This is a genomic window from Chlamydia psittaci 6BC (genome assembly GCF_000204255.1).
GTDB lineage: Bacteria > Chlamydiota > Chlamydiia > Chlamydiales > Chlamydiaceae > Chlamydia > Chlamydia psittaci.
Genome location: NC_017287.1, coordinates 139,118 through 163,148, shown reverse-complemented (window position 1 = coordinate 163,148; position 24,031 = coordinate 139,118). Strand labels below are relative to the sequence as shown.

Sequence of the window (24,031 nt, the reverse complement as noted above, 5' to 3'; positions counted from 1 at the left end):
CAAGGTCTCAGATCTCTTACGTAAGGGAGTCTTAGGCACCGATAGCTCAATTGGATAGAGTACCTGGCTTCGGACCAGGTGGTTAGAGGTTCGAGCCCTCTTCGGTGCGTTAAAAGTTTTTAGAATAAAGGTTTCCCCTCTTATAATAACAGATAGGAGAAACTCTTTTTCTTTTTCTGATTTTTCATCTCCATATGTTGTATCAAATCTTTTCACCATAAGGAGACGGCATGCACACCCCTCAGCGTCGAGCAACTAAACAAAAAAAAGCTCCAAAACATGAGGTTGCCAACCTAGAAATTACAGGCAAGTCCTTTCACGTATCTCAACCACTACGCCAACTCATCATGGAAAAGAGCAATCAGCTCCCTCCACTAGACGCCATTCACATAGTGTTGACCTCACATAAAGAGAAACAAGGGACGGAAGTACATCTTACCGCTATGAGAGGAAAAGAGACATTCCAGGTAAAAACACAACATACCAATCCCTATAGCGCAGTAATTGCGGCTTTCAAAAAAATCCGTACTTTAGCAAATAAACATCAGAAAATACGCCAAAACAAGAAAAAACACGATATAGGCCTATCTAAAAAAGAAGAGCAAATCCTTGAGCTTGAAGAGGATATTCATCTCTACGATGATATATTACCTTTAGAAACTATGGATGCCTGGGACTCTCTAAAATATTATGGTTATATTCCCGGATCGGCAAAAAAAGTTCTCTCTAGAAAGAAAATCAATCTCCCCGTTCTTTCTGAAGATGAGGCAATTAAGAAATTCGAATCTTCCCAAAATAAAGTGCTAGTCTTCCTAAACGAAAAAGAGCATAAGATTCAGTTAATCCACAAACAAAACGATGACAATTATGTCCTCATCGAACCGATTATCGCACCAGGATTCCACATCTTTTAATGATCAGGTTACGACGAACCCAGATTCTTTGACCATCTTTGACCCGATACGGTATAAAATCTTGGCATCCACACCTGAAGAAAAGGTTCGTCAAGAGCTCATTACTTGTCTCGTTGAGGAATTGCACTACCCTCCGTCCCTAATTATTGTAGAAAAAGGTCTTAAGACTTTATTTCCTCTTCTTTCTCGTAAGGAGATACGCCTGCCTCGACGTCGTCCCGACCTCTTAGTGATCACACCCGCAACATATACAGATGCAGAAGGGAAAACTTATCACTTAGGAGAGCCCCGCCCCCTGCTGTTGATTGAATGCAAAGCACGAGTAATTAACCAACAAACACTCAACCAATTATTAAGCTACAACTATATTATCGGCTCTCCATGTGTCTCTGTTGTTTGCTATAAAAAACAACAAACAGGATTCCTCAATCCCAAAACAAAAACGTTAGATTTTTATCCTGGATTACCTTGCTATTCTCAACTGATCTCCTATTATCTCATGCTAAACTCTGTACAACCTAGCAACTAAAGATATGCATACCCTTACGCCTGCAATTACTCTCAAAAATCTTCCCCAAGGGAAACATCATTGCATAACTACAATATTCTCCCCTCTAGGACTTCTTACATTTTTTGCAAAGCAAGGGCAGTCTTTATACTATGATTTTCGCGACGCTCTAATTCCGCTTTCCTTAGGGGTCTACAGTCTTGATCATTCTCCTCCAAGAATGCGCAAACTACTCTTTGCAGAAGTGAAAAATACCTTTTCAGAAATAAAATCCGATCTTCCCCTACTACAAGCTGCAGGGAAAATGACACAAAGCATTTTAGGATCACAATGGCAAGAAAAACCCTCTCAAGAACTTTTTTCTCTTTTTTTAAATTTTCTCCACCGCTTACCGGAAAGTAAAAATCCCGAAATGTTTGCAGCGACTTTCCTACTCAAACTTTTACAATATGAAGGAATCCTAGATCTCTCAACAACATGCGCATCATGTAAAAAAACTATTCTATCTTCATCTTTTTATCGCCATAAAGGTAGGAAATTCTGCATAGAACACAGCCCAGAATCTGCTGTGATTATAGAAAGTGAAGAAGAGAAAATCCTTCACGCACTCGTACACGCAAAGAGATTTCAAGATCTACTCAATCTGTCAAATTTTCATTTGGAATTTTCAGAAAAGATTACTCTTATGTTTGACAGTGTGTTTCATGAAGATAAGCATAAGAAGCTACCGCAAAGTAATGGTTCCGCCTGAACCACTCTGCACTTCAAAGACTAGGGTAACAGGAGCTATCCCCACTAAAGAATTATGATAGGTTTTTCTCCAAATTCCTCGACCGCGTTTCTCGAAATCCCCTTCCAACATCACCTTACCTTTTGTAGAAACTTTGGTGTGAACAATCACGCCAACATTCTTCGGTAAAGTTAATGTGAGAGGTTCGGCTTCGTTACTCAAGGAGATCGTCGCGTTTCTCTCCCATTTACCACGAAAATCCAAATCCATTTTACATGAGGAGCAAGAGATCACTAAAGAAGTCAACTCCGGATATCTCCCCGTTAACTTGGCTCTTAAAAATCCAAAAGACCCGTTATAAACAATAGATTCTAATTTTGGGAAATCTCCAGACACATCAAAATGCACACGCTTCTTACGTTGAGCGTGAATTTCCATAGTTTCCATATCTGGAAACTCTCCAGAAAAATTGAACCGATCTATATGAAATTTTTCATCTTCGGAGATATAATGCTCAGAATAAACCGGAAGACTGAATGAGGTTATAAACGAAAATACAAATAGAAAAATAGAAAGAAACCGCAAGGTTTATACCCCAAACTCGAAACTATACTCACTATGAAAATTCAAGATAAAGAAATCAAGGAGAAGAGCTCTATTCGCAACTTCCATTGCGAAAGAGGGGACTCGAACCCCTAAGGAAAGCTCCACTACCACCTCAAGATAGCGCGTATACCAATTCCGCCACTTCCGCAAAAAAGATAGCTTAACGAGGGGATCCCCTTTACCTCAAGAAAAAAAATGTTTCCGACTGAGTAAAAATGAAGTACATTAGAGGAAGCTTGAACAACAACTTTTAGGAATCATGCGTTGTACTGCCCATTGCACAGCTTCGTCTTATAATTTACACGTGCTCTTTCATTTGCTTAAAACTCGCTTTCCTACGGTTTTATCTAGGGAGTATGTTTTAGTATCTTCGGAAAATCCTGAGGAATGTGACAAAATTGCTGTATTTTTCCCCTTTGGCGTCGCTGTTTTCTGGGGTTGGGAAGAATTTGAAGAAATTAAAGTTCTTCAATCTATTGTTACAGCTTCTCCCGAAATCCTCCCCCAACCGGAGATAGACTGCTACAACTTTCATTATGGGGACAAATTACAAATACGTAGAGATAGGCTCATCCTAGCAGATTCGCAACTCAATACAAAATTAGCCATATCTTTTGGTCTTGCTCAGTCAGTAAAGCTCACGATATTTGAAGCTACCATCTATAAAACTATAGAAGATTCTAAACGCCTTCCCCAAGATCTAGCAACAAAAGGGAAAATTTCTATGCCAAGGAAGGCTATTGCTAAAAAAATTGGTAAACTTTTTTTAGACAAAGCCTCTGTAAATCTCCACTCTGATATTCTCGATGAACCCGACTTTTTCTGGGAGCATCCAGAAACACAACCCATCTATATTGATGTTCTTAACTGCTTAGATATTAACGCAAGAATCAATGTTCTCAATCATAGATTGACCATTCTTGGAGACGTACTAGAAATCTTAAATGACCAACTCAATCACCAACATTCCTCATCACTAGAGTGGACAATCATTTGGCTAATTATGCTAGAAGTTTCTGTAGCTTTACTTAAAGATGTATTCAATGTCATTTAAACAACTGATACAAAACCTACCTACACGCCTATGTTGTAGTCTCATCCATCTTTATAGATGGACAATTTCTCCTCTATTAGGAAGCCCTTGTAGGTTTTTCCCCACCTGTTCTGAGTACGCTTTACAAGCTTTAAAACATCATAAGTGTATGAAAGGGCTCTGGTTGATAATAAAAAGAATAGGAAAATGTGGGCCTTGGCATCCAGGAGGAATCGATCTCGTCCCTATGACGACTTTGGAGGAAGCTTTAGGTGTTTCCCAGGTAACAAACGATGATGACTTAGGTGATTCACACGCATGATTTCTTCAATAGTTACGCCAAAACGGCGTGCGATTAACCATAAAGAATCCCCCTCTTGTATCACATAGTCTTCGTAAACAGTTTTTTCCTCTGTCAAGCACTCCGCAGTCTGCTTAGCTTCAACAATACAAGAACGCGGTGTCTCAACAATCCGATGGATAAAATTCTGAGTATAAGGAGATTCCTCAGGGAGAAGATGAACAAATGTTTTTAAATCCTCATCTGTAAATTTATGCAACACCCAATCTTCATCATGAACCAGAAGCAATAACGCAGCTAAAGGCTCGCCTAAACTTGTATAGGTAAATAAAACTTTTTGTCGTTGTTGAGGGGAAATGGCTGTTGCTCGATTCTTCTCGTTACACAAAGAAAAAAAAATCTCTTCCCCATTACGTATGACCATGCTTGCTAAAGAAGCCACGGAAGATACACGCTCTTCAGCACCACATAGTAATGTTCGGAAATAAAGAAATTCTGGAGTGTGACAAAAATGGTACAAACAATCTTCGTCAACAATACCCTGCTCTAAATTTTTAGAAATAGCAATGAACAACCCTCGTGTAGTGAAAGGATAGCGCTCGCGAGATAAATAACGTCGTACTAAACCGTACTCTTTCTCATCAATATTCGGCAGCAACCATGTTTTCCCCTTACTACGCAACTGGGTGAATGTCAAAGGATGAGAAAGAGCTCCTTCCACATCTACGTGATAAGTATGAATAGCGACACTCAACGCCCACAGCTTTAAGGGTCTCCCATAAAGCAAATGATCTTCATCCAACAAACGATACAATTCTTCCAGAGAAGCTTCAGATAACCTTTCCAAAAAATCTTCAGGGATTTTTTGCACTCGGCAGTTCTTAGCTACTAAAGGACCTGAAAATAACCGTAGTTTATAAATGTCCTTTCTGAAAACGGTTGAATAAAACAAAAGTAAAAAAACAATATTTAATACTGCGCTTAAAACTAATGCTTGCTTCAGCCATCGAATCGTTTTTCGCCAAGTCATTAAAGATTACCCCCAAAAGCCGAGTCCCTCTCTAAGCATTAAAATACTTGCCACTATACACTCCTCCTCGTAAAATCTGTCACAAAAATGTCTCACCTTTACTATTCATGCGCGTTTCTTTATCCTCATTACAAAGATTTTTTTCTTCTCCCCTATCTATCAAACAAATTATAGAAGCTTGTGATCATATAGGCATCGAAACTGAAATAGAAACACTTCTCAGTTGCTCATTCTCTTCAATTATCACAGCAAAGATCATAAAAACTCTCCCCCATCCCAATGCGGATAGACTCGTGGTTGCTACCCTTTTTGACGGAAAGCAAGAACATCAAGTCGTCTGTGGAGCTCCTAATTGTCGTCCTGATATCATAGTTCCTTTAGCTCTTCCAGGAGCAAAACTCCACGATCACGAAGGAAACCCTTATACAATAAAAAAATCTAAATTGCGTGGCGTAGAATCCCAAGGTATGTGCTGTGGCACTGATGAATTAGGATTCTCTCATCTCCAAAAAACAGAAAGAGGATTATTTGAGTTTCCTGAAGGCACCCCCTTAGGAGAAAGTGCATGTGCCTTACTTGCTGATACATCGATCGAATTCTGCTTAACTCCTAATCTAGGCCATTGTGCCTCTCTTTTAGGTCTTGCTAGAGAAATTGCGCATGTGGCAAATGTCGACCTCATTCTACCTGAAGAGTTTTCATTTGCTCCTTTAGAAACCATTCCCAAAGAACACGCCTCTCATGACCAAAGTATTTGCCCCATTTTCTGCTGTGTAAAAATTTCTGGAGTATCTTCAGAAACTTCTCCTCAAGAGCTACAACAGGCTCTCAGTCAACTCAAACAAAAATCTATCAATACCATTGTAGATATCACGAATTACATCATGTTGGCTTTGGGTCAACCTCTCCACGTCTATGACGCAAAAACTGTAGATATCGATTCCTTACGAGCTGAAAAAGCAAAGGAAAAGCACTATCTAAAACTCTTAAATAATGAAGAGGTTCTGGTCCCACAAGGAACGGCTATTATCTGTGATAAAAACCATACTGTAGGTTTAGCAGGTGTCATGGGAAGTTTGGATTCTTCCTTCAATGAAACAACTACAGACATTATTTTAGAAGCCGCATATTTTCTTCCCAAGGCTATACGCGCCTCTCAAACACATATTCCCCTGCATTCGGAAGCTGCATACCGCTTTACACGAGGTAGCAATCCGGATAATGTTCTCCCTTCTCTCTATGCGGCCATCCACTACATACAAAAGCTTTTCCCAAATGCTAAGGTTTCTCCTATCCATGTTGTAGGTTCTGTACCACAATCTCCTACTCTAACATTACGCACCGAAATGATAGAACGCGTGCTTGGAGCCACTCTTAGCCAGTCTCAAGTACATGAAGAACTTGTTTCTTTAGGCTTTACTGTGACGTCTCAAGACCAAGGGATTCTCTCTGTGCATGTGCCTTCGTATCGTCATGACATCCGTGAAGAAATCGATCTTGTTGAAGAGATTTGCAGAACACAACCATGGAAAATAGAGAAGAACAAAACTCCTGCCACGTATACCCCTCTATATGCTTTTAAACGAGAAATTGTAGACTTCTTAGCACAATCTGGACTGCAACAATTTTTCACCTGCGACCTTTTAGATATAGAGACTGCAGCATTACATAGGCAAGAAACTGATTATATTGCGCTGCAAGGCTCCAAACACGCTACTGTACTACGAGATTCTTTGCTGCCTGGACTATTAAAAAGCACGGCAACAAATTTAAATAGACAAGCTCCCTACGTACACGCTTTTGAGTTAGGAACTGTGTACACTAAGAAAGGTTCCCAATATCAAGAAACACAAAGTTTAGGAATTATCCTATCGGGGGCTGCAGAAGAACTCTCTTGGGTATGTCATGAGCGTGCTTTATCTTTCTATTCAATCAAAGGATGGGTAGAGAGATTATTCCGCCATTTCCATATTTCTTCGACAGCTTACACAATTCGTCCTAGTGAACACCCTAATTTCCATCCTTATCAGCAAGCGGAGATCTATCTTCACAAGCATCTGTTAGGACGATTTGGGACATTACATCCTCAGCTATGTAAAAAAGCTCAAATCAAACACTCCGTATTCTTTGCTGAGCTCTCGGTGGACTCTCTTTTACATACACAAAAGAAAGCCATACCTCGATACCAGCCCTATCCTATTTACCCCTCTTCATTCAGGGATATAACACTGACCGTTGATGAGTCTATCCCAGCAGATTCGTTACGGAAGAAACTTTTAAGTTTCCATTCTAAATGGCTTGAAAGTGTTTCCATTATCAGTATATACCAAAATAAGAACCCTACCGTGCAAAATAAAAATGTTTCCCTACGTCTTGTATTCCAAGACAAGGAAAGAACATTATCTAACCAAGAAATAGAAGAAGAACATGAGCGTTTACTTGCTATGCTTAACGAGCAACTAGACGATACAAAAGGAACGATCGATTCATGAAACAGCTGCTTTTTTGCATTTGCGCACTCTCTTTCTCATGCTTTACCTATGGGTCTACTCTAAAACAAGATCCTTCAGTTATGAAGGAGACTTTCCGAAATAATTACGGAATTATCGTATCAGGAAGAGATTGGGTAAAGCGGGGCTGTGATGGAACAATCACTAAAGTTTTAAAAGATGGATCGACTCTTTATGAAACTTACGTTCAAGGTCTTCTTCATGGCGAGATAACACTCACCTTCCCTCATTCTACAACGTTATCCGTAATAAAGACCTATGACCAAGGAAGACTCATTTCTCATAAAACATTCTTTTCTAATGGTCTCCCCTCTCAAGAAGAAGTCTTCCAAGAAGATGGATCTCTAACAGTGACTCGCTGGCCGGATAATAAAAACAACGACACCATCACAGAACCCTATTTTATTGAAACTACCTATCAAGGACGAGTAATTGAAGGCAGCTATTCTTCCTTTAACGGGAAATACACCTCAACTATCCGGAATGGAGAAGGTGTGCGTTCTAGCTTCTCTCCAAATAATGTTCTGCTTTACGAAGAAACATTCAGCGATGGGGTTATGGTAAAAAGAACTACCTTCTATGCTACCAGAGATCCAGAAACGATTACCCATTATGTGAATGGTCAGCCTCATGGTTTACGTTTAACTTATCTTCCTGGGGGGATCCCTAACACTATTGAAGAGTGGCGTTATGGATACCAAGACGGAACAACAACCGTGTTTAAAAATGGTTGTAAAGCTGCAGAGATTCCTTTTGTAAAAGGATCCAAGGAAGGATGTGAATTACGCTATAACGAAGAAGAAGTAATCGCAGAAGAAGTATCTTGGAGAAATAACTTACCTCATGGTATGAGGAAAATCTACGCTGCCGGCGTGTATAAATGTGAATGGTATCACCGTGGACGCCTAGTCTCAAAAACAAAATTCGAGAGACTCAACAATGCGGGATAATGTAGTTTTCCATGTCCGAGAATCTTTACTTAGTTTCTGACGATTCTAAATTCTCTCTATCGCAAGCCTGTTCTCAAGGCTTGCAGATAGCAAAATATCCTCCTCTACAAGTCATCGTTCATTTCCAAAACAATGCTGTAGTAAAAACTCAGTTATCGGTATCTCCAGTATTTTCTTGTTTATTTTTAGGTCCTGGCTCTCATAAAGCTATGGAGGAAATAGTTTTACTATGTGCGAAATACTCTCAGAAAATCAACATACCACGTTCTTCTTACATCAATACATCCATTCTAAAGAAACAACAAGAAGTGATACTCAACTGTATTGCTACGATTCCTTTCGGGCAAACGCGCACCTATGGAGATATTGCTAAAGCAACAGACACTCATCCTCGTACAGTAGGAGCAGCGTGTAAGCAGAATCCTTTCCTTTTGTTTTTCCCCTGCCACAGAGTGATCGGAAGTCATGGCGAACGCCATTACTGCGCAGGAGAACAGATCCAAGATATCCTTCTCAATTTTGAAGGATCTATAAGCTAATCTTGTAATTTAGGATCTAGAGCGTCTCGAATACCATCGCCTATCAATGCTATAGCAATAAGCAAAGCGGTAAGCATAATGGCAGGAGGCCAAAGAATACGGCTTTCCGAAGGAAAAGCTGTAACTCCTTCTTTCATAAGATTCCCCCAAGACGCGGAGCATTCCTCTCCGAGACCTAAAAATGTCAACCCTGTTTCGCAGCTAATCACCGCCATCATAAAAAATGGCACTAGGGAAATGATAGGGACAATCGCATTAGGAAGTATCTGATGTACCATAATGTGATAGTGACTGTAACACATATTTGTAGCCGCTAACACATAGGGCATATTGCGTTGTTTTAAGGTTTCTATTCTGATGTACCTGCTAAATCCTGTCCAACCGAAACATCCAAACAAGATCGTATCTAAAAATAAGGATTTTTGCTGAGTTATAGAAACAACTAACATCAAAATAAACAACATAGGCATGGTTTCCCAAATCTCAGTAAATCTAGAAAGAACCATATCCGTAGTTCCGCCAAAATACCCAGAAACTAAACCTATAACCGTACCAATAAATAAAGCAATGGCCACAGAGACCCCTCCAACAACCAAAGCAATACGAATCCCGAAAATTAAAGAGGCTACAAGATCTTTGCGATTTATTCGTGTGAGCTGCCACCAACGTACATGCTTATTCATCTCATGAGAGCCTCCCGCATCATCTTCCCAATGAAATGAACTCAGCAATGGGCTGATAAGAATACGGAGTTTTTCAGATTCTTCATTAATCCACGTACGTTTATCTTGAATAAAGTTAATCGCGCTATGAATTTTATTATATTCCTCAAGAACTCGACGTGTACTTAACAGATGCTTACGGAAAGGTTCTGCTTCTTCTTCTATTGAAGAATACTCTAAACGTAATCTCTCATTATGATCTTTATTATACAAAGCAAGGTTCAAATCATGCTCAACTCGAGTGAGCGCCATAAGAAAAGGACGGTACTCATCTATGGCCTTATACCAAGTTTGTAATGCAGATTCATAAGAAGCATGCAACTTTTGTAGTCTTTGTTGTAAACGCTCCAAACATACCTGCTCGTTTCTCATCTGTGAGTAGTACAGCGTTGGCATTTGTGAACCTTTGTACCCCTCATACGCCACACAATACCGCTGTAATTTCTCGTGCTGTAATTTACGGTATTTGGACTTTATCAAAATCCCCAACTGCTCGTACTTACTCATGTAGGTCTTTTCTAATTCCCAAGTACGCACATCTTTAGGAAGTAAAACGATATTTTCTGTTCTGCTATTAGCAAGCTGTGAAAAGATTTTCTCTGCCCGTAATTTTTTAAGATTCGTGTCCCCAGCGGGGTCTTGAATATTCCCCTGATATACAAAGATAAATCCTAGTACTTGAGTAATAGTTAAAATTCCAATAATAGCCCTGCGTGTTCTTCCCTTAAAGAGCTTGCATGCTATAAAGAACAATGGCAGAGTTGCCATCAAAACATTAAAAAAAAGATCTATGCCCTTAGTATAAAAACCTGGGAACCATAAATATCTAAATAAAGGGAAAAACAGAGATCCTTCCCATTTAACTAAAATAGGTTTACTACTCGCAAATAGAGGTGCATATACACCTACAAGTGCTAATGCGATAACAAACTTCCATGACAGTGAGGCAAGGAAGTTCTTATGGTATGCCTGAAAGAATCTGCGATAAAAAGAAGTCGGGGATTCCATTTTCTAAACCCTCTTACCTCCTAGCTGCACCCTTGGATCTAATAGCACGTAGCAAATATCTCCTATTAAATAACCTAATAGAGATAGAGCGGATCCAACAAGGACAGAAAACAATACGACATTATGATCACGATTTAAAATGGCCTGATAGAAAAATTTCCCAAACCCATCGATATCAAACAGAGTTTCTACAACTAAAGCCCCTCCTAATATAGCTCCTAAAGATGAAGCCAATGAAGTAATCAAGGAAGAAGCTGCATTCTTCCCTACGTGCTTCACAAGAATATCATAACGAGACACACCACGCGCTCGTGCTGCACAAATATAGTCTTCCCCTAGGATTTCTAAAAAGACCGACCTACTTAACCGTGACTGAGAAGCAAATGCCCCATAACTTACAGCACAAAAAGGAAGAAAGCTATGAGCTAAAGTATCTAAAATCTTACCCAAAGAACTCAACTGATTGAAAATTTCCGGAGGGGATTGTAAGCCACTGTATGGCATAGGAATCGAGGTAAATGGTATGGTCTTATTAATAACGAAATTATCAATAATCCAAGGAACAGACACAAAGACAGGAACAGAGAATAGAAACAGGAAGATAAAATTCAGCGTATGATCAATCCAACGGTTTCTATTTAACGCCATAATCATTCCGAATACTTGACATAAGATAAACACCAGGATCATAGGAAAAACTGACAACGTTAACGAAGAACGTAAACGTTTAACCACTTCAGAAACTACCGTTTTATGTGGATCATTACGTAAGGTTCCAAAATCCAAACGTAAAACACGCGACATATAGCGAGAAAAACGTGTTTCTAAAAAAAAGGTCTTCCAAGAAAAGCGCTTATAAGGAAAGGCATCCAAACCTCCTTCCTTACGGAACCATTCCTTTAAACAATCTACCTTAATCCCAATATCTTCTTCAGAAAGAAGCTTAACAAGCGAGGCATTGCTTTTGGAAACTCTTTCATTATAAGCGTATTGTTCTGGCGATAAGCCTGGTCCAACTATTCCCTGACGGATAGCTCCACGAATAAATAAGTCTGCGGCAACATGACGATAGACAGATGTTTTTGTATTGTCGTTAGCTTCAAATAATAATGCGGGCAGAATAAATTTTGCTCGATCACCCCAGTAAATCTTTAATTTAGAAATAGATTGCTTATTTGTGACGCTATCGACGATTTTTTCTATCCCGCTCTTTACCTGAGCGTGTGAAATGGCAGGACGTGTATTAAAGAAAATGGGTAGAGTCAAGCCATAATGCTCGCGAAACTGCAAATAGCGATCAGGGCCTTTGTATGTACGAATCTTATCAGACTTCCCTGCATCTCCAAAGGAATCCACAGACTGATCTTCGATAACATCTCCTGGAGCTGCATTCAATATTATAAAATTAATTGAAATAATTGCAAAAAGCGTCAGAGGAATCAATATCAGACGTTTTAAGATATACTTAAGCACTCTTCCTCCTTCCTGTCTAACCAAACCGTATGAAGATTAACCATTTCGTCTTGAGCGTCAGGGATTAAATCTGTTCTATGTTTAGGGACAAAGACGTTTTTCACGTAATCTTTATAGAGCAAAGAAAAAGTACGAGAGAATAGGAATGCATAAGGAGATTCTTCATGAATAACTTCGTGAAAACGATGGTATAGATCCATACGTTTACTGGCGTCATATTCATAGCTAAGTTGATCTATAATTTTATCAGCTTCGGGGTTATGGAAACCAACGACATTGGCCGAGCCTTTTTCCATTGCACCCTCAGAATGCCAAAGAGCTCGAGGATCTTCTGGAGGAGATCCAAGACACCAGCCTGTAAGCAAGGCATCGAAATTCTTTTCTTCAAATGCTTGGGATAGGTCAGCGGTATCTAATCCTAATAAACTACACTCAATACCTATCTCTTTACAAACAGTAGCTACGTATTCTGCAATAGTACGGCCGGTTATACTTTTGACATAGTAACAAAGACGGAAACGAAAAGGAATCACAACCCCATCTATAACTTTTTCTCGGATACCATCGCCGTCAGCATCTATCCAGCCCTCTTCTTCTAAAATACGCGCAGCCTCTTCTGGAGAATAATGCCAACCTTCGATCTTTTGATTATAGGCAGGAGAAAAAGGTGAAAAAGGCCCACTAATGATATGAGCACGACCGTCTAAACACTCTTCTATAATCCTGTTACGATCTATGAGCATATTCATAGCGCGTCGCACTTGACGGTTCTCAAAAAATAATGAGTAACAATTCCAACCAATGTACGCGTAAGAGCGGTCTGGGTAAACCATCTCACGAATCGCTTCACCTTTGGAAACTTGATTTTTATAGGCTGGGGTTTTCATAAAACTCGCAAGATTATCCACGTGATTTGGTGGTAAATAAGCCAAGTCTAGTTTCCCCGATTTGAAGTCCTGAAATAATGAGTCTGAGTTATCTTTAATATAAACACAACGCTTCTCAATTAGAGCTTCTTTAGGGTTATAGTGGTTGGGATTTCTCGTGAAGGTCAGTTTTTCATCATCCATTCCAGAAAAATAAAATGCGCCACAGCTCACAATATAGTTCATAGACCAGTGTGAGGAGAAGTTTTGAGCCCACACCGAATCTTTACGATAGGCATCAGGATCAGAGTCATTTTTAATGATCTTCTCTCCATTAGCAAAATACTGATAAACGAAACGTGGAAGAGGTTTTAGACACAAAGTATTAAAGAAAGCTGAGTAGAGTACTTTCTTCTCCTCATTGCCCTCTTCATTTACAAGAGTATGAGCTTTCCAGCGCACTATAAATTTTAAATCATTTTCTACTTTGAAAGAGACGATATCTTCAAAGTATGAACGCAAAGCTACGGCGCGCATCTCTGCGATATAAGGATTCATCACAGCATCATAATAGAATTTGAAATCATAAGCCGTGACAGGATGTGGCTGCATAAAATGATCAGCCAACTGTACGTGTTTAGGGAAACGCAAAGGATCAATAGGGGCCCAAAATACATTGGGACGTAAATAAATATGAAATTCATGATCTCCAGAGTCGTCTGAAGCAATGCGTTCTTCTATTTTTAAAGCCAGAGCGGGGGCAAATTTTTCGTGCTTCCCCACATGAGAATTTGCCAACCCAGGGACGCATAAGTCATACAATTTTACGACATAATCATAACCGTTAAAAGGGCTCAAATTATCTGGTTTTCCCACATGAGCGGTACGTAAAACACCTTTAGGAACAAAATCGTTTCCGATAAGTTCCGTTAAAGTTTTTTCCATGTAAGGGTCTGGGGAAAGTAGATTAGGATAACGAGGATCTCCAACTTCTACAGAAGCAGAACACGTAGTTGCTGATAAGGAAGAAGAACATGATGGATGTAGAGATCGCGCAGCATTATTTTGCTTCACGATGCTTAGTAATTCTTGGATGTCTTCTTGTACATCTCGAACATTCATTTTGATTAACTTGATGTCTTTTTCAAGCAAATCAGACGACCAGTATAACAAAACCAAAGAGGCAACGACTACACACTTTAAAATTTTGTCTATTACACACCGTTTATTCATATAAAACAGATCCTCTGCCAAAGACTACAGCACTCTGACAGTTCCTGAAAAACACGTCTTTCAGCCTTTAAGCTTTTCAAGACTCTATCACCTGGCTATTATAGCAAACTCCAACAAAATCAGCTAAAATTTTTGAGATAACAAAGTTCTATCAAAACAACAAAAAAATTATTTACTTTCTTTAAAAACGTAAAAGTACCCTAGACTTACTTATAAAAACTCTTTCTGTTTCTAGACACATTCTACTTTGTTGCCTTGGATACTGTCTAACCGCAAAAATCTAGTAAAATTTTTCTTATAATCTATGCATCACATTGCCATCAGGATGAGGAAAAAGTGTGGTGCAATACACATTAGGGACAAAATACGTTACCGTTTACTGACTTTTTATCTTTCCTTCTTCAAAGTTTAAAATACATTCCCAATTAGGTTTTACGTGATATTAAACATGAATCAAATAAAAAACCTAAGCATATTACTTTATCTGATCTTAAACAAAATGAACGATCTTTTTGAAAAGGTTTTAAATAATCTTCTTTATTAATGCAATAATTTAATACATAGGGAAACCGGATCTGAAATAGACTATGAGGTCCTATTCCTCTTTTAAAAAATTTAAAATAAAACAGATCACGGATGTGAATTTATTCTATTTTTCATGACCTAATAGCAGTAGAAGAGTCGTATAGCTAAAATAGGGTCGAGATCCCTATCAAGGGCTACAAACCTGTAAAAAACAGTCTTGCAAATCTACACCAGGCAATTTGGTACTTATCAAACGGAAACGGAACGCTCAAGAACGGATTAAGTTATCTTAAATTGAATATGAGCAAGTGAAAGAGACTTTAGGCGAAGTCGTTTGAAATGATGTTTACAGCAAGAAACAGGGGGGCCCCCCTGTTTCATCAACACAAGTAGAACTCTTAATGATGATGCTCGGTAGTGGTCTCACCTTCTTTGTTTTCAGAATCAGTATCTTGACCACTCTCGCTTACTTTTACTTCATCGTTTTCATCAGCGAAAGTAGCAGTTCCACAAGCACATGAAGAAGCTAAAAGAAGCGCTAAGATTAATTTTTTCATTTTTATTCTCCTTGTTGTATATGCCAGAAAAAAATATCCCCTCACCATATCTAGAAAAACTAAAAATATGGGGAAAATCGACACTGGCATAAAGGTTTCTAGAGATTCTATGAAAAAACAAGAATAATGCGCAATTAAAAAACCTTAACGCTTCGATGTTAATTTATGTACTTCTCACTATTGTACAAATAAATAAATCTCACATTATCTTATAAATGCAACCATAAGATTTTACTACTTTTAGGATTTATTTATTCTTAAGAACAGCTTTCAGGGACTGTTCCCAAGGTGTTTGTGCAACCGTAAATAAAATCTCGTTATCCACTATAAGGAAGCGGTTTATGTCTGTAGTACCCATGACCATTCACATAGACAATCTCTTGTTCTACAGATTCCGTTGTGGAAGGAGCGTTCTCATTAATTTGCATCTCATCAGAGAAAATCGTGGTCCCGCAAGTACATCCAGAGGCCAACAAAAGACTGAAGATTAATTTTTTCATTTCTCTTTTCCTTGTTATATATGCCAGAAAAAACATCTCCTCACCCTATCTAGAGCAACTAAAAACAGCGGGAGGAGAGCAAGTGTGATATAAAAATCGCTAAGTATTTTACGAAGAAGACGTATAACGAACAAATTAAAAAACTCTAGGCTTCTCACTGCAGCAGTAGAAAATAGATGTTTCGTTATCTTGAAAAGTTTGCTGTGTATTTAGGTATCCTTCTTCCCCCTTTGAGGTCTATTTTTATCCCTATATGCCTCGAAACGTTTTTATTGTTTTCCATCTTTGGAAGCCTATGCCTATCGGATCTGAAAATTCATAAACTCAAAAATCATAGCGCATCTTCACAATCTCCAGGGGATGTGATGAGAAGTCTGAGTGACATGGATAGATGAGTCTATATTTGTGGCAATAAAAAAGGATCTTCTTAGCAAGTGACATTTAGCTAAGAAGATCCTTATGGCTGTGTTTTACTCTAAACACGTGCAGAGTGTAATCTCAGAAAGACTTTCTATTCTTCCCAACACTCGACTCTAGAGCAAGAACCACCTGTACAACCGCCCTCTTCTTCGTCTGCACAAGCAATTTTATCCATAGATACTTCAAAACTCAATACGCGTGATGTCGCACAAGAAGTGAGTAAAAGTAGGGCCAACATGAATTTTTTCATGGTATTCTCTTTATTTTAAGTTAGGTTGATTGTAAGTGTACTCTATTTTACAGCAAGTGGAACATAATCAAATAGCTTTCACAGGATTTAAGCAAAAAGAGTATCTCTATTCTTCTTTTTGTTGTGGCAATAGGTAGATACCGTAAAGAAGTATCAGCATACCTAAAAGTAAAGAAAGTATCGCCACAGGAATGGGCATCAATCCTAATGATACACATCCTTGAATAAATAGCTCAGAAATTGCACAGGAGGTGAAGGCAAGATAAACAGCTCCGGATCCGCATAATGCCAATATCAGACCAAAAATAGCCACAGCACTGGCTATTTCATAACGTGTGCGAACAGAAAAGCGTGCCCGCCAAGAGACACTCATCCTATCACAAAGACCACTGCGTATCATTGTATTATTACTTACATCAATACTTTTCATAAATAAGATGCTCTATAAACAAGTAGAACTATTATAAATAACAAGAACAAAAATCAATAACTATTATATTCTATACCATAGAATTTGATTAGTTTTCTTGACTTCTTGTAATCTCTTTTCTTTAATTCCTCATATATACGTAGGCCTTTTGCGTTCATCCCCTGTTGAAAATAAAGGATCCCGAGCTTAGTCATCGTCTCTACGTCTGCAGGTTTTAGCTTGAGAATCATCTCATATTCTTGAATCTCTTCCAAGGGCATTTGCAAGTCATGATAACTATAAGCTAATTGGGTGTGGACCCAGGCATTTCCTGGGGCATACTCATTTAAAATTTTAAATTCTTCTATAGCACGCTGAGCCGTTGCAAAAAATTTTTCCTGAACATCTTCTCCATATCTTCCCGGAGGAACCCAGTAACTCACATCAAATTCGGGATATTTTCTAGGATCTGCGTACAATCCAGAGAGAGCCACATAAGCATCTGCTAAGGATACATGAGCTCCTAAATCTACAGGAATAGATTGTACGACTTTAATGTAGGCCTCTATGGATTTTTGTAATAAGCATTCTCTGAACAAAAAGTAGTCTTTCCAAAAACAAAAACAGCTGAATTTTCTCATGAAGTCATGCTTAGGAAGAAAACTTAGCACACTAGATAAGAGTGTGTACTCTTGATTTTGTAAATCTATAGCGAGTTTGGTTGCTGAGGAAGCTAAATGTGTTTGCTCTTCAACAATGTTATGCTTCCCCTTAAATAAAGTCTGAGCATTTCTTAAATAGTCAGTTGCTAGATTTTCAAAAAAATCTGGTTTCCCGGACAGTATGTACAAACGAACAACAAGACAGACAAATAAGGTAAGAAAAAAACACGCCAAGCAAAATGCTGGAACAATAGTTTTCCCAGAAAACAGAAAAAAATAGAGGAAGACTCCCAACTCCACACCCATTAATAATAAACATCCAAATAACAATAAGCTGTGTCGAATAAGATATTGGCGTAATTTTTGGTGTGTTTTTTTACATAAAGCTTCTAGAGTTGGGAGAGCATTATTTAACTTCATGTATTTTACAAACTCATCTTAATTTTATGGGAAAGTATGCAACTAATTGTTTTAATGCAATAGCTCCAATATTATTAAATAATAAAGCTTGTTATGGTTTCAACTTATCTACTCGCAAATTTTGGCGGTCCGCGTCATTCTAACGATATTGAAGTTTTTTTAACTTCATTACTTACTGATCGTGATGTTACCGGAGGATTCCTTCCTTCCTTCATTCACAAACGATTATTTTCCTTTATTGCTAAAAAACGTACACCTAAGGTTCTCCCTCAATACAATTGTATCGGTGGATTTTCTCCCATATATGAAGATACAGAGGCTCTTGCCAAAACTCTATCTTCACATTTAGACGCTCCTGTAATTACCTTTCACCGCTATTTACCAGACACCCATCAACAGACAATACAACAGTTAAAAACTCTAGGGGATCGTCCTGTTGTTGGCGTTCCTTTATTTCCACATTTCACGTATGCTGTTACAGGAAGTATTGTGCGATTTATCCACAAGCATCTACCTTCACTGAATATCTCTTGGGTAGCGCATTTTGGGAGTCACCCTCAGTTTATTTCGTGTATGATTGATCATATTCTGGAATTTTTACAATCTCACGACATTCCTACTAATGACTGCTGTCTATTATTTTCTGCCCATGGGCTTCCTATGAGATATGTGAATCAAGGTGACCCGTACAACGTACAATGTGAGAAATCCTTCGCAGCCATTTCTGAAAGATTACCCGATATAGAAACCGTTCTGTGTTATCAATCTAAATTCGGTCCTGGCAAGTGGTTAACACCATCAACAAAAGAGGTATGCAAAACACTCAAGACGAATAAAAAACACGTTCTTATTGTGCCTTTTGGATTTACATCAGATCATATAGAAACTCTGTACGAAATAGAAAAAGAATACATTTCCATTCTTATAGATAGAAAATACCAAGCTCTACGGATCCCTGCGATTTACCAATCTCCTCAATGGGTCCAATCATTAGCAACAATTATTCAAAGTACTCGGCATGTAGAGAAAAACAGCTTAATAAAGTCGTGATGTCCTAAGGAAGACGGTATTGCTGTTTGATGGTTTGGTACTTGCCTGACCGAATGCTTTTTACTAATCCCATATTGAAACCTTCCAACAAGTTATTCTTCTCACCACGAAGAACTACTAATCTTAGGCCGTCTTGATTCAAAGGCTGGGAAATAATTTTTAAGCGTCCTTTATATGCAGTGTCTATCAATGCTGTAACTTCTATAATAGGAGCTAGCAAAGCATCATAACATCCGGAAGATAAAGCTTCTAAAGCTATGGGGACGTGTTGATAAGGTGTCAAAACTGCATCAGGGATATCTTGGCCGACAAGTATAGAGGCATCAAATTTATATACCCCAATAAGTTTACCACGCAAGTCCTGGATAGATTTGTAGGGAGATCCTTCAGCAACAACAAGTACCGGACCTGTTAGCAGTATCGGTTCAGAAAACTGATAATGATCCAGCATCTCTGCTGTCGGTAGTATCGATGTGAAAGCTCCGGCAGTCTTTTCGTCATCAAGATTTTCAAAAAGATGAATCCAATCTTGATTTATAACATTAATATTCAGGTTCTCACGGTAATTGATCTCGGATACAAGATCATTCAAGAAAGCGTTGATATTTGCTGTGTAAATTCCAAATTGTTTGGGGAACCAAGTAGTATCTCTTCCTACTAATAATTCTTTCTTTTCTCTAGAACAACCTAAGAAAACCAAAGGAAGGAAACACACAAGAGCTAGGAAATACAGTTTTAAGGAATTCTTGATTTTCACGCTAACTCACGCCTCGGATTCCAGACTTATTTTTCGCATCATATTCTACACAAGAAATTTTATCCAGCATGCTCTCCAAGATAAATTTTGAATAAAACTTTTCGAAAGAACGGCTTAAAGGCTAAAAAATCTGTTTATCAAAACAGAAAACATACTAGCTGTTTAATGTTAAGCATTTTATAGAGAAATTTTTCATAATGCTAATTAGAACTATCTTCGAGAAAATATTCTGATAAATATGTTCCCCCCAGTTTCCTACTACGTTTTAGCGTTAGGCCTTCAACAAGAATAGGTTCCACAGAAGCATTTTCTAAAAATACGTACCCGTGTTTATCTAAAATCCCACCTACAACAATATCGCGCAATACTGCAGCAATATAGCTATCTTCAAGATTATAGGGAGGATCTATGTAAATGAGGTCAAAAGACATGTGCTTTTTGGCTAACCGTTGAATTGCTGATCTTGCCTCTTGTTTTATAATTGTAATCGGCAAATTAGGATTCAAAAGTTGGCTATTTGCGCGAATTAATCGGACAGATTGTGCAGAAGAATCTACAAAAGTTACCGAAGAAGCCCCGCGACTTAAGGCTTCAAACCCGACAGATCCGACTCCAGCAAAAAGGTCGAGAAATATAGCGTCCTCAACATAGGCAGAACAAATGTTAAACACGGCTTCTTTTACCACGCCACAAGTAGGACGCACTGAAGGATTAGAGAAAGTTTTTAAAGACTTTCCTTTGTATTTACCAGCAAGAATTTTCAAATTATAACCTGAGGAATAAAATCTATATAATCAGCAGCCACGAGTTTATATTCTATAGTACGAATGTTTCCAAATCCCTCTAAGGGGGTACGTACTTTATGCATATGACCAAACAGACAATGAGAAACTCTTCCATCAGCTTCTAGCATCTGTGAGACAGGTCCTGCAGATCCATCACTACTGATGGGTGGATAATGTGTCATAACAATAATTTGCTCGATATCCTTAGGGACAGCGTCTAAAGCTCTTTGCAATCTTCCCAGTTCTCTTAAGAAAATTTTCTCGTCTTTCTCGCTATATTCCCGAGCTTGTTCAGGAAGTGGAGATTGGAAACATTGTGAAGCTATTCTTATAGTGGGGCTATCCCAAAGTCTTACACCTACAACAGCCATGTTCGGTTGTATGATGGAAAAACCTTGAGCTAGATAGTATAAATTTTCAGGAAGTGCTTGCGCTATTTTAGTTCCTGATGCAGAACTCCAATAATCATGATTCCCACGAATCATGTACTTAGTTCCTGGAAGAGATCCTAGAAAGGAGAAGTCTTCTTTCGCTTCTTCAAGATGCATTGCCCAAGAAATGTCTCCCGGAAGCAAAACTATGTCCTCGGGTGCGACTGTCTTTTGCCATCTTTCACGGATTTTTTCGTGATAGGAAACCCAAGGCTGACCAAAAACTTCCATGGTCTTTTCTGGGACTCCGATAGCCAAATGTAAATCCGCTATAGCATATATCTGCATAAATCAAGGCAATCCGTGCACTATCAATATAAGGGGGATATTCTACTGGATATCGTGCTAAAATCTCGATAGAGAAAAATAGGGGAAGTCGTTTACTAATTATAAAGATCTTCCATCAAAAGATATAATTATTAGGAATTCTCGTTCCCCGAGGAATGATAATAATACCGTCCCTAACAACTAGCTTCCCATCTGGAGAATCATAATCTTTATATCCTTTAATATTCGTCAATTTCACTCCGTTGCCGATCCTACAGTTCTCATCAATAATTGTTTTATAAATCTCACAATTATCGCCTATACCTAAAGGAGTCTGCAACGTGTTCCCATAGCGGTCATTCCCCATAACAACAGAATGGTCGATAACAGAATTTTTTCCTATCACGCCACGAATTCCCACAACACTATGAGATACCTTACTAGAATCGATAACTGCACCTTCACAAAGCAAAGAATTCGAAATCATAGAATCAGAAACTATAGTCCCAGGGAGGTGATGATTTTTACTATAGATCATTCCTCTATCGTCGTAACAGTTCAATCCACGAACTTGAGGTTTTGGCCTTTGAGTTAAAGCGATATTTGCTTCGTAATAAGATTCGATGGTACCGATATCCGTCCAATACCCATCATAAAGAAAGGTTTTTACAGTTCCTCGTTTTATTTGTGCTTGAATAAGATGCTTACCAAAGTCATCACCTTGCTCTTCTAGGAGTAGTTGGAACAGACTTTCTCTTCGAAAAAGGTAGATGCCCATATTCCCTAAAAAATTGCCGTGTTGAGGATCTAGCTTATGTCTACGACAATCTGTTGGCGAGAGACGGAAACGCTTTAGGATCTCTTCTTCCTGAGGTTTTTCATAGAAATCTAAAAGATTTCCATCTTTATCTATTTGTAAAACCCCCATTCTCGAGGCATCTTTTTCTTGTATTGGCTGAGCAACGATTACCATGTCTGACTGTGCATACAAAGCGTAATCTACTATCCTACGGAAATCCATATTGTATAGTTGATCTCCGGACAAGACTAGAAAATACTCTATCTCTGTATCTTCCAGATAGAGAAGATTTTGACGGATAGCATCTGCAGTCCCCTTATACCACACTTGACTCCCATCTCGGACCTCAGGAGCAAGGAGATGTATCTGATCTTGAAGTACACCGTGGTAAAAATAGGTCTTCATGAGGTGCTGTTGTAAAGTATAGGTAAGATACTGACCTATCACAAAAATCTTAGAAAATCCCGAAGCTATAGCGTGTGAAATAGGCACATCGATTAATTTATACCTGCCCCCAAAAGATACAGTTGGTTTACAACGCCAACATGTGAGAGGAGATAGTCTTCTTCCTTCTCCACCACATAAAACAATAACACCAACCTTATCTCGATAAAAATGAGAAACTTGATAACTTGAGGGATAGCCCTGAAAATCATTTTCTATCATTTGCCCTGCCTTCTGTAATTCTAATTTTAAATTAGAATCAAATAAAAAGACTACACAAACTAACTAGAATATAATTATATTAAATTAATAACAAAACCAAGCTTTTGTTATTTAACAGAATAAAAACGCATAATATTATAAACTTTCTAAAAGTGCAGAAGCTATGGCTGCGTCCGCTTCTTTCAATTCGCATTTGTCAAGTAAAGACCGGACTAATTCTCCAAGAGTAAATACTGATCGTAATTTTATCCCTGCATCTTTTAAGGCATCAGCTCCCCCGACCTGTCGATCTAGAAAAACCAAAGATTCTCGAATATTTAAACCTTCATCTTCTAAGGCCTTAGCAGTTTCTAAAATTGACTGACCTGAAGCGACAACATCGTTAATTACTAAGCATGTTTGTCCAGGAGAAAACAGTCCTTCAACTTTTATTCTATCTGTTTGGTTCGGATGTTTTAGTTCTTTCCTCCTCAATACCATAGAGATATTGTATTTCAGAGATATGCAAGTAGCTAAAGCAAGAGCAGTGTAAGGGACACCACATAATAAGCTACTATTAAAAGAAGGGCGTAGGCGCCAAATCAAAGAAGCTATAGTTTGTAAAACACTGGGACAAGAAATAACTAGACGCATATCGACATAAATCGGAGTTTTTTGACCATCGGATAGATTGAAGTCACCGAATTGTATTGCTCCTATACGATATAGGTTAATCACAGCATGATCACGAAGTTGCTTTTCTTCAAAGCTCATCATTACCCAGTATCCTCTCGTTTTTTTGACAAAATACAAAAACTCTCATTATAAGCACAAAGATATGCTTATTCGTTTATTTTTTGGTATTCCCCTATCTAAGAGACTAGAGAAAATTCATGAGTATCCCTTAACTGTGGCTATCTTTCAAAGAAAAGAATACTTAGGAATCTATAGTCCTGCGCAAGCTTCTCTACCAGTTGCAAAACTCCATACATATTACCAACAAGCTCAGGAAATTCTAGGAAGAGTATTACAAGAAAAATATCTCACTGGGGAAGAGACTCCCCTGCTAGTTTTTCCTGATATTCTCATTGGCAAATAAGTCTCATCTAAAAAACTATTTCGCAGTTCGTA

The 24,031-nt window shown here is 38.4% G+C and carries 25 protein-coding genes and 2 tRNA genes; 11 read left to right on the top strand and 16 right to left on the bottom strand.

What is annotated here, in order from left to right:
* The first annotated feature begins 35 nt into the window (after window positions 1–35).
* The 4 genes from G5O_RS05955 (at window position 36) to recO (ending at window position 2,173) form a co-directional block, all read left to right on the top strand.
* Window positions 36–109 (top strand) — tRNA-Arg (locus G5O_RS05955).
* Between the two features lie 121 nt (window positions 110–230).
* On the top strand, window positions 231–914 hold the full coding sequence (locus G5O_RS05950; RefSeq protein ID WP_006342831.1) for an HPF/RaiA family ribosome-associated protein: 684 nt from the start codon (window positions 231–233) through the stop codon (window positions 912–914).
* A complete protein-coding gene (locus G5O_RS05945) occupies window positions 868–1,443 on the top strand; it encodes a type I restriction enzyme HsdR N-terminal domain-containing protein (RefSeq protein ID WP_006342830.1) in 576 nt (191 codons plus the stop codon). Before G5O_RS05950 ends, G5O_RS05945 begins: the two co-directional genes overlap by 47 nt.
* A gap of 4 nt (window positions 1,444–1,447) precedes the next feature.
* The gene (gene recO / locus G5O_RS05940; protein ID WP_006342829.1) at window positions 1,448–2,173 is read left to right on the top strand and encodes a DNA repair protein RecO; all 726 of its coding nucleotides are present in this window, start codon (window positions 1,448–1,450) and stop codon (window positions 2,171–2,173) included.
* On the opposite strand, the gene G5O_RS05935 is transcribed toward recO, so the two are convergent.
* Together G5O_RS05935 and G5O_RS05930 are read right to left on the bottom strand one after the other, a co-directional pair.
* The gene (locus G5O_RS05935) at window positions 2,147–2,737 is read right to left on the bottom strand and encodes a hypothetical protein (protein WP_006342828.1); all 591 of its coding nucleotides are present in this window, start codon (window positions 2,735–2,737) and stop codon (window positions 2,147–2,149) included. The genes recO and G5O_RS05935 overlap by 27 nt on opposite strands.
* 87 nt (window positions 2,738–2,824) lie before the next feature.
* Window positions 2,825–2,906: transfer RNA gene (locus G5O_RS05930), tRNA-Leu, on the bottom strand.
* Between the two features lie 111 nt (window positions 2,907–3,017).
* Between G5O_RS05930 and G5O_RS05925 the strand changes: the two genes are divergently transcribed.
* Window positions 3,018–3,812, top strand: coding sequence for an RMD1 family protein (locus G5O_RS05925; RefSeq protein ID WP_006342827.1), 795 nt, complete (start codon window positions 3,018–3,020; stop codon window positions 3,810–3,812).
* The gene (yidD, locus tag G5O_RS10290) at window positions 3,802–4,113 is read left to right on the top strand and encodes a membrane protein insertion efficiency factor YidD (RefSeq protein ID WP_013462594.1); all 312 of its coding nucleotides are present in this window, start codon (window positions 3,802–3,804) and stop codon (window positions 4,111–4,113) included. The genes G5O_RS05925 and yidD overlap by 11 nt, the downstream gene beginning before the upstream one ends.
* Here yidD and G5O_RS05920 read toward each other — a convergent pair.
* Complete coding sequence (locus tag G5O_RS05920; RefSeq protein WP_006342826.1) at window positions 4,037–5,122, bottom strand: LysM peptidoglycan-binding domain-containing protein; 1,086 nt, start codon at window positions 5,120–5,122, stop codon at window positions 4,037–4,039. The genes yidD and G5O_RS05920 overlap by 77 nt on opposite strands.
* 107 nt (window positions 5,123–5,229) lie before the next feature.
* Between G5O_RS05920 and pheT the strand changes: the two genes are divergently transcribed.
* From pheT to G5O_RS05905, 3 genes are read left to right on the top strand one after another with little or no spacing between them, the layout of a single operon-like run.
* The gene (pheT, locus tag G5O_RS05915) at window positions 5,230–7,614 is read left to right on the top strand and encodes a phenylalanine--tRNA ligase subunit beta (RefSeq protein ID WP_006342825.1); all 2,385 of its coding nucleotides are present in this window, start codon (window positions 5,230–5,232) and stop codon (window positions 7,612–7,614) included.
* Window positions 7,611–8,582, top strand: a complete 972-nt coding sequence (locus G5O_RS05910) for a toxin-antitoxin system YwqK family antitoxin (RefSeq protein WP_006342824.1) — start codon at window positions 7,611–7,613, stop codon at window positions 8,580–8,582. The genes pheT and G5O_RS05910 overlap by 4 nt, the downstream gene beginning before the upstream one ends.
* 11 nt (window positions 8,583–8,593) lie before the next feature.
* Window positions 8,594–9,121 carry an MGMT family protein gene (locus G5O_RS05905; protein WP_006342823.1) on the top strand — a complete coding sequence of 176 codons (528 nt, stop codon included), beginning with the start codon at window positions 8,594–8,596 and terminating at the stop codon, window positions 9,119–9,121.
* Here G5O_RS05905 and G5O_RS05900 read toward each other — a convergent pair.
* The 8 genes from G5O_RS05900 to G5O_RS05865 form a co-directional block, all read right to left on the bottom strand.
* Window positions 9,118–10,851 carry an ABC transporter permease gene (locus G5O_RS05900; protein WP_006342822.1) on the bottom strand — a complete coding sequence of 578 codons (1,734 nt, stop codon included), beginning with the start codon at window positions 10,849–10,851 and terminating at the stop codon, window positions 9,118–9,120. The genes G5O_RS05905 and G5O_RS05900 overlap by 4 nt on opposite strands.
* Before the next feature lie 3 nt (window positions 10,852–10,854).
* Entirely contained in the window at window positions 10,855–12,324 is a 1,470-nt protein-coding gene (locus tag G5O_RS05895; RefSeq protein WP_006342821.1) for an ABC transporter permease, read from the bottom strand.
* A complete protein-coding gene (locus G5O_RS05890) occupies window positions 12,306–14,423 on the bottom strand; it encodes an ABC transporter substrate-binding protein (protein WP_006342820.1) in 2,118 nt (705 codons plus the stop codon). Before G5O_RS05890 ends, G5O_RS05895 begins: the two co-directional genes overlap by 19 nt.
* A 923-nt stretch (window positions 14,424–15,346) precedes the next feature.
* Window positions 15,347–15,505: a hypothetical protein gene (locus G5O_RS10430; protein WP_006342819.1), complete on the bottom strand. Its 159-nt coding sequence runs from the start codon at window positions 15,503–15,505 to the stop codon at window positions 15,347–15,349.
* 317 nt (window positions 15,506–15,822) lie between these two features.
* On the bottom strand, window positions 15,823–16,005 hold the full coding sequence (locus G5O_RS05880; RefSeq protein ID WP_014943322.1) for a hypothetical protein: 183 nt from the start codon (window positions 16,003–16,005) through the stop codon (window positions 15,823–15,825).
* 511 nt (window positions 16,006–16,516) lie between these two features.
* The gene (locus tag G5O_RS10425) at window positions 16,517–16,675 is read right to left on the bottom strand and encodes a hypothetical protein (protein ID WP_006342816.1); all 159 of its coding nucleotides are present in this window, start codon (window positions 16,673–16,675) and stop codon (window positions 16,517–16,519) included.
* Between the two features lie 106 nt (window positions 16,676–16,781).
* Complete coding sequence (locus tag G5O_RS05870) at window positions 16,782–17,105, bottom strand: hypothetical protein (protein ID WP_006342815.1); 324 nt, start codon at window positions 17,103–17,105, stop codon at window positions 16,782–16,784.
* Between the two features lie 53 nt (window positions 17,106–17,158).
* Window positions 17,159–18,166 (bottom strand): tetratricopeptide repeat protein, encoded by a 1,008-nt coding sequence (locus G5O_RS05865; RefSeq protein ID WP_006342814.1) that lies wholly within the window; start codon window positions 18,164–18,166, stop codon window positions 17,159–17,161.
* 93 nt (window positions 18,167–18,259) lie between these two features.
* Between G5O_RS05865 and hemH the strand changes: the two genes are divergently transcribed.
* Window positions 18,260–19,216 carry a ferrochelatase gene (gene hemH, locus G5O_RS05860; RefSeq protein ID WP_006342813.1) on the top strand — a complete coding sequence of 319 codons (957 nt, stop codon included), beginning with the start codon at window positions 18,260–18,262 and terminating at the stop codon, window positions 19,214–19,216.
* 4 nt (window positions 19,217–19,220) lie between these two features.
* Here hemH and G5O_RS05855 read toward each other — a convergent pair whose 3' ends face one another.
* The 5 genes from G5O_RS05855 to G5O_RS05835 form a co-directional block, all read right to left on the bottom strand.
* The gene (locus G5O_RS05855) at window positions 19,221–19,973 is read right to left on the bottom strand and encodes a transporter substrate-binding domain-containing protein (RefSeq protein ID WP_006342812.1); all 753 of its coding nucleotides are present in this window, start codon (window positions 19,971–19,973) and stop codon (window positions 19,221–19,223) included.
* A gap of 200 nt (window positions 19,974–20,173) precedes the next feature.
* On the bottom strand, window positions 20,174–20,737 hold the full coding sequence (gene rsmD, locus G5O_RS05850; protein ID WP_006342811.1) for a 16S rRNA (guanine(966)-N(2))-methyltransferase RsmD: 564 nt from the start codon (window positions 20,735–20,737) through the stop codon (window positions 20,174–20,176).
* Window positions 20,734–21,477 (bottom strand): metallophosphoesterase, encoded by a 744-nt coding sequence (locus tag G5O_RS05845; protein WP_006342810.1) that lies wholly within the window; start codon window positions 21,475–21,477, stop codon window positions 20,734–20,736. The genes rsmD and G5O_RS05845 overlap by 4 nt, the downstream gene beginning before the upstream one ends.
* A gap of 115 nt (window positions 21,478–21,592) precedes the next feature.
* On the bottom strand, window positions 21,593–22,921 hold the full coding sequence (gene glgC / locus G5O_RS05840) for a glucose-1-phosphate adenylyltransferase (RefSeq protein ID WP_006342809.1): 1,329 nt from the start codon (window positions 22,919–22,921) through the stop codon (window positions 21,593–21,595).
* Window positions 22,922–23,056: 135 nt separating this feature from the next.
* Window positions 23,057–23,677, bottom strand: a complete 621-nt coding sequence (locus G5O_RS05835) for an orotate phosphoribosyltransferase (RefSeq protein WP_013747321.1) — start codon at window positions 23,675–23,677, stop codon at window positions 23,057–23,059.
* A gap of 61 nt (window positions 23,678–23,738) precedes the next feature.
* Here G5O_RS05835 and G5O_RS05830 point away from each other — a divergent pair, with 61 nt between their 5' ends.
* Window positions 23,739–23,999 carry a hypothetical protein gene (locus G5O_RS05830; protein WP_006342807.1) on the top strand — a complete coding sequence of 87 codons (261 nt, stop codon included), beginning with the start codon at window positions 23,739–23,741 and terminating at the stop codon, window positions 23,997–23,999.
* Window positions 24,000–24,031: the final 32 nt, after the last annotated feature.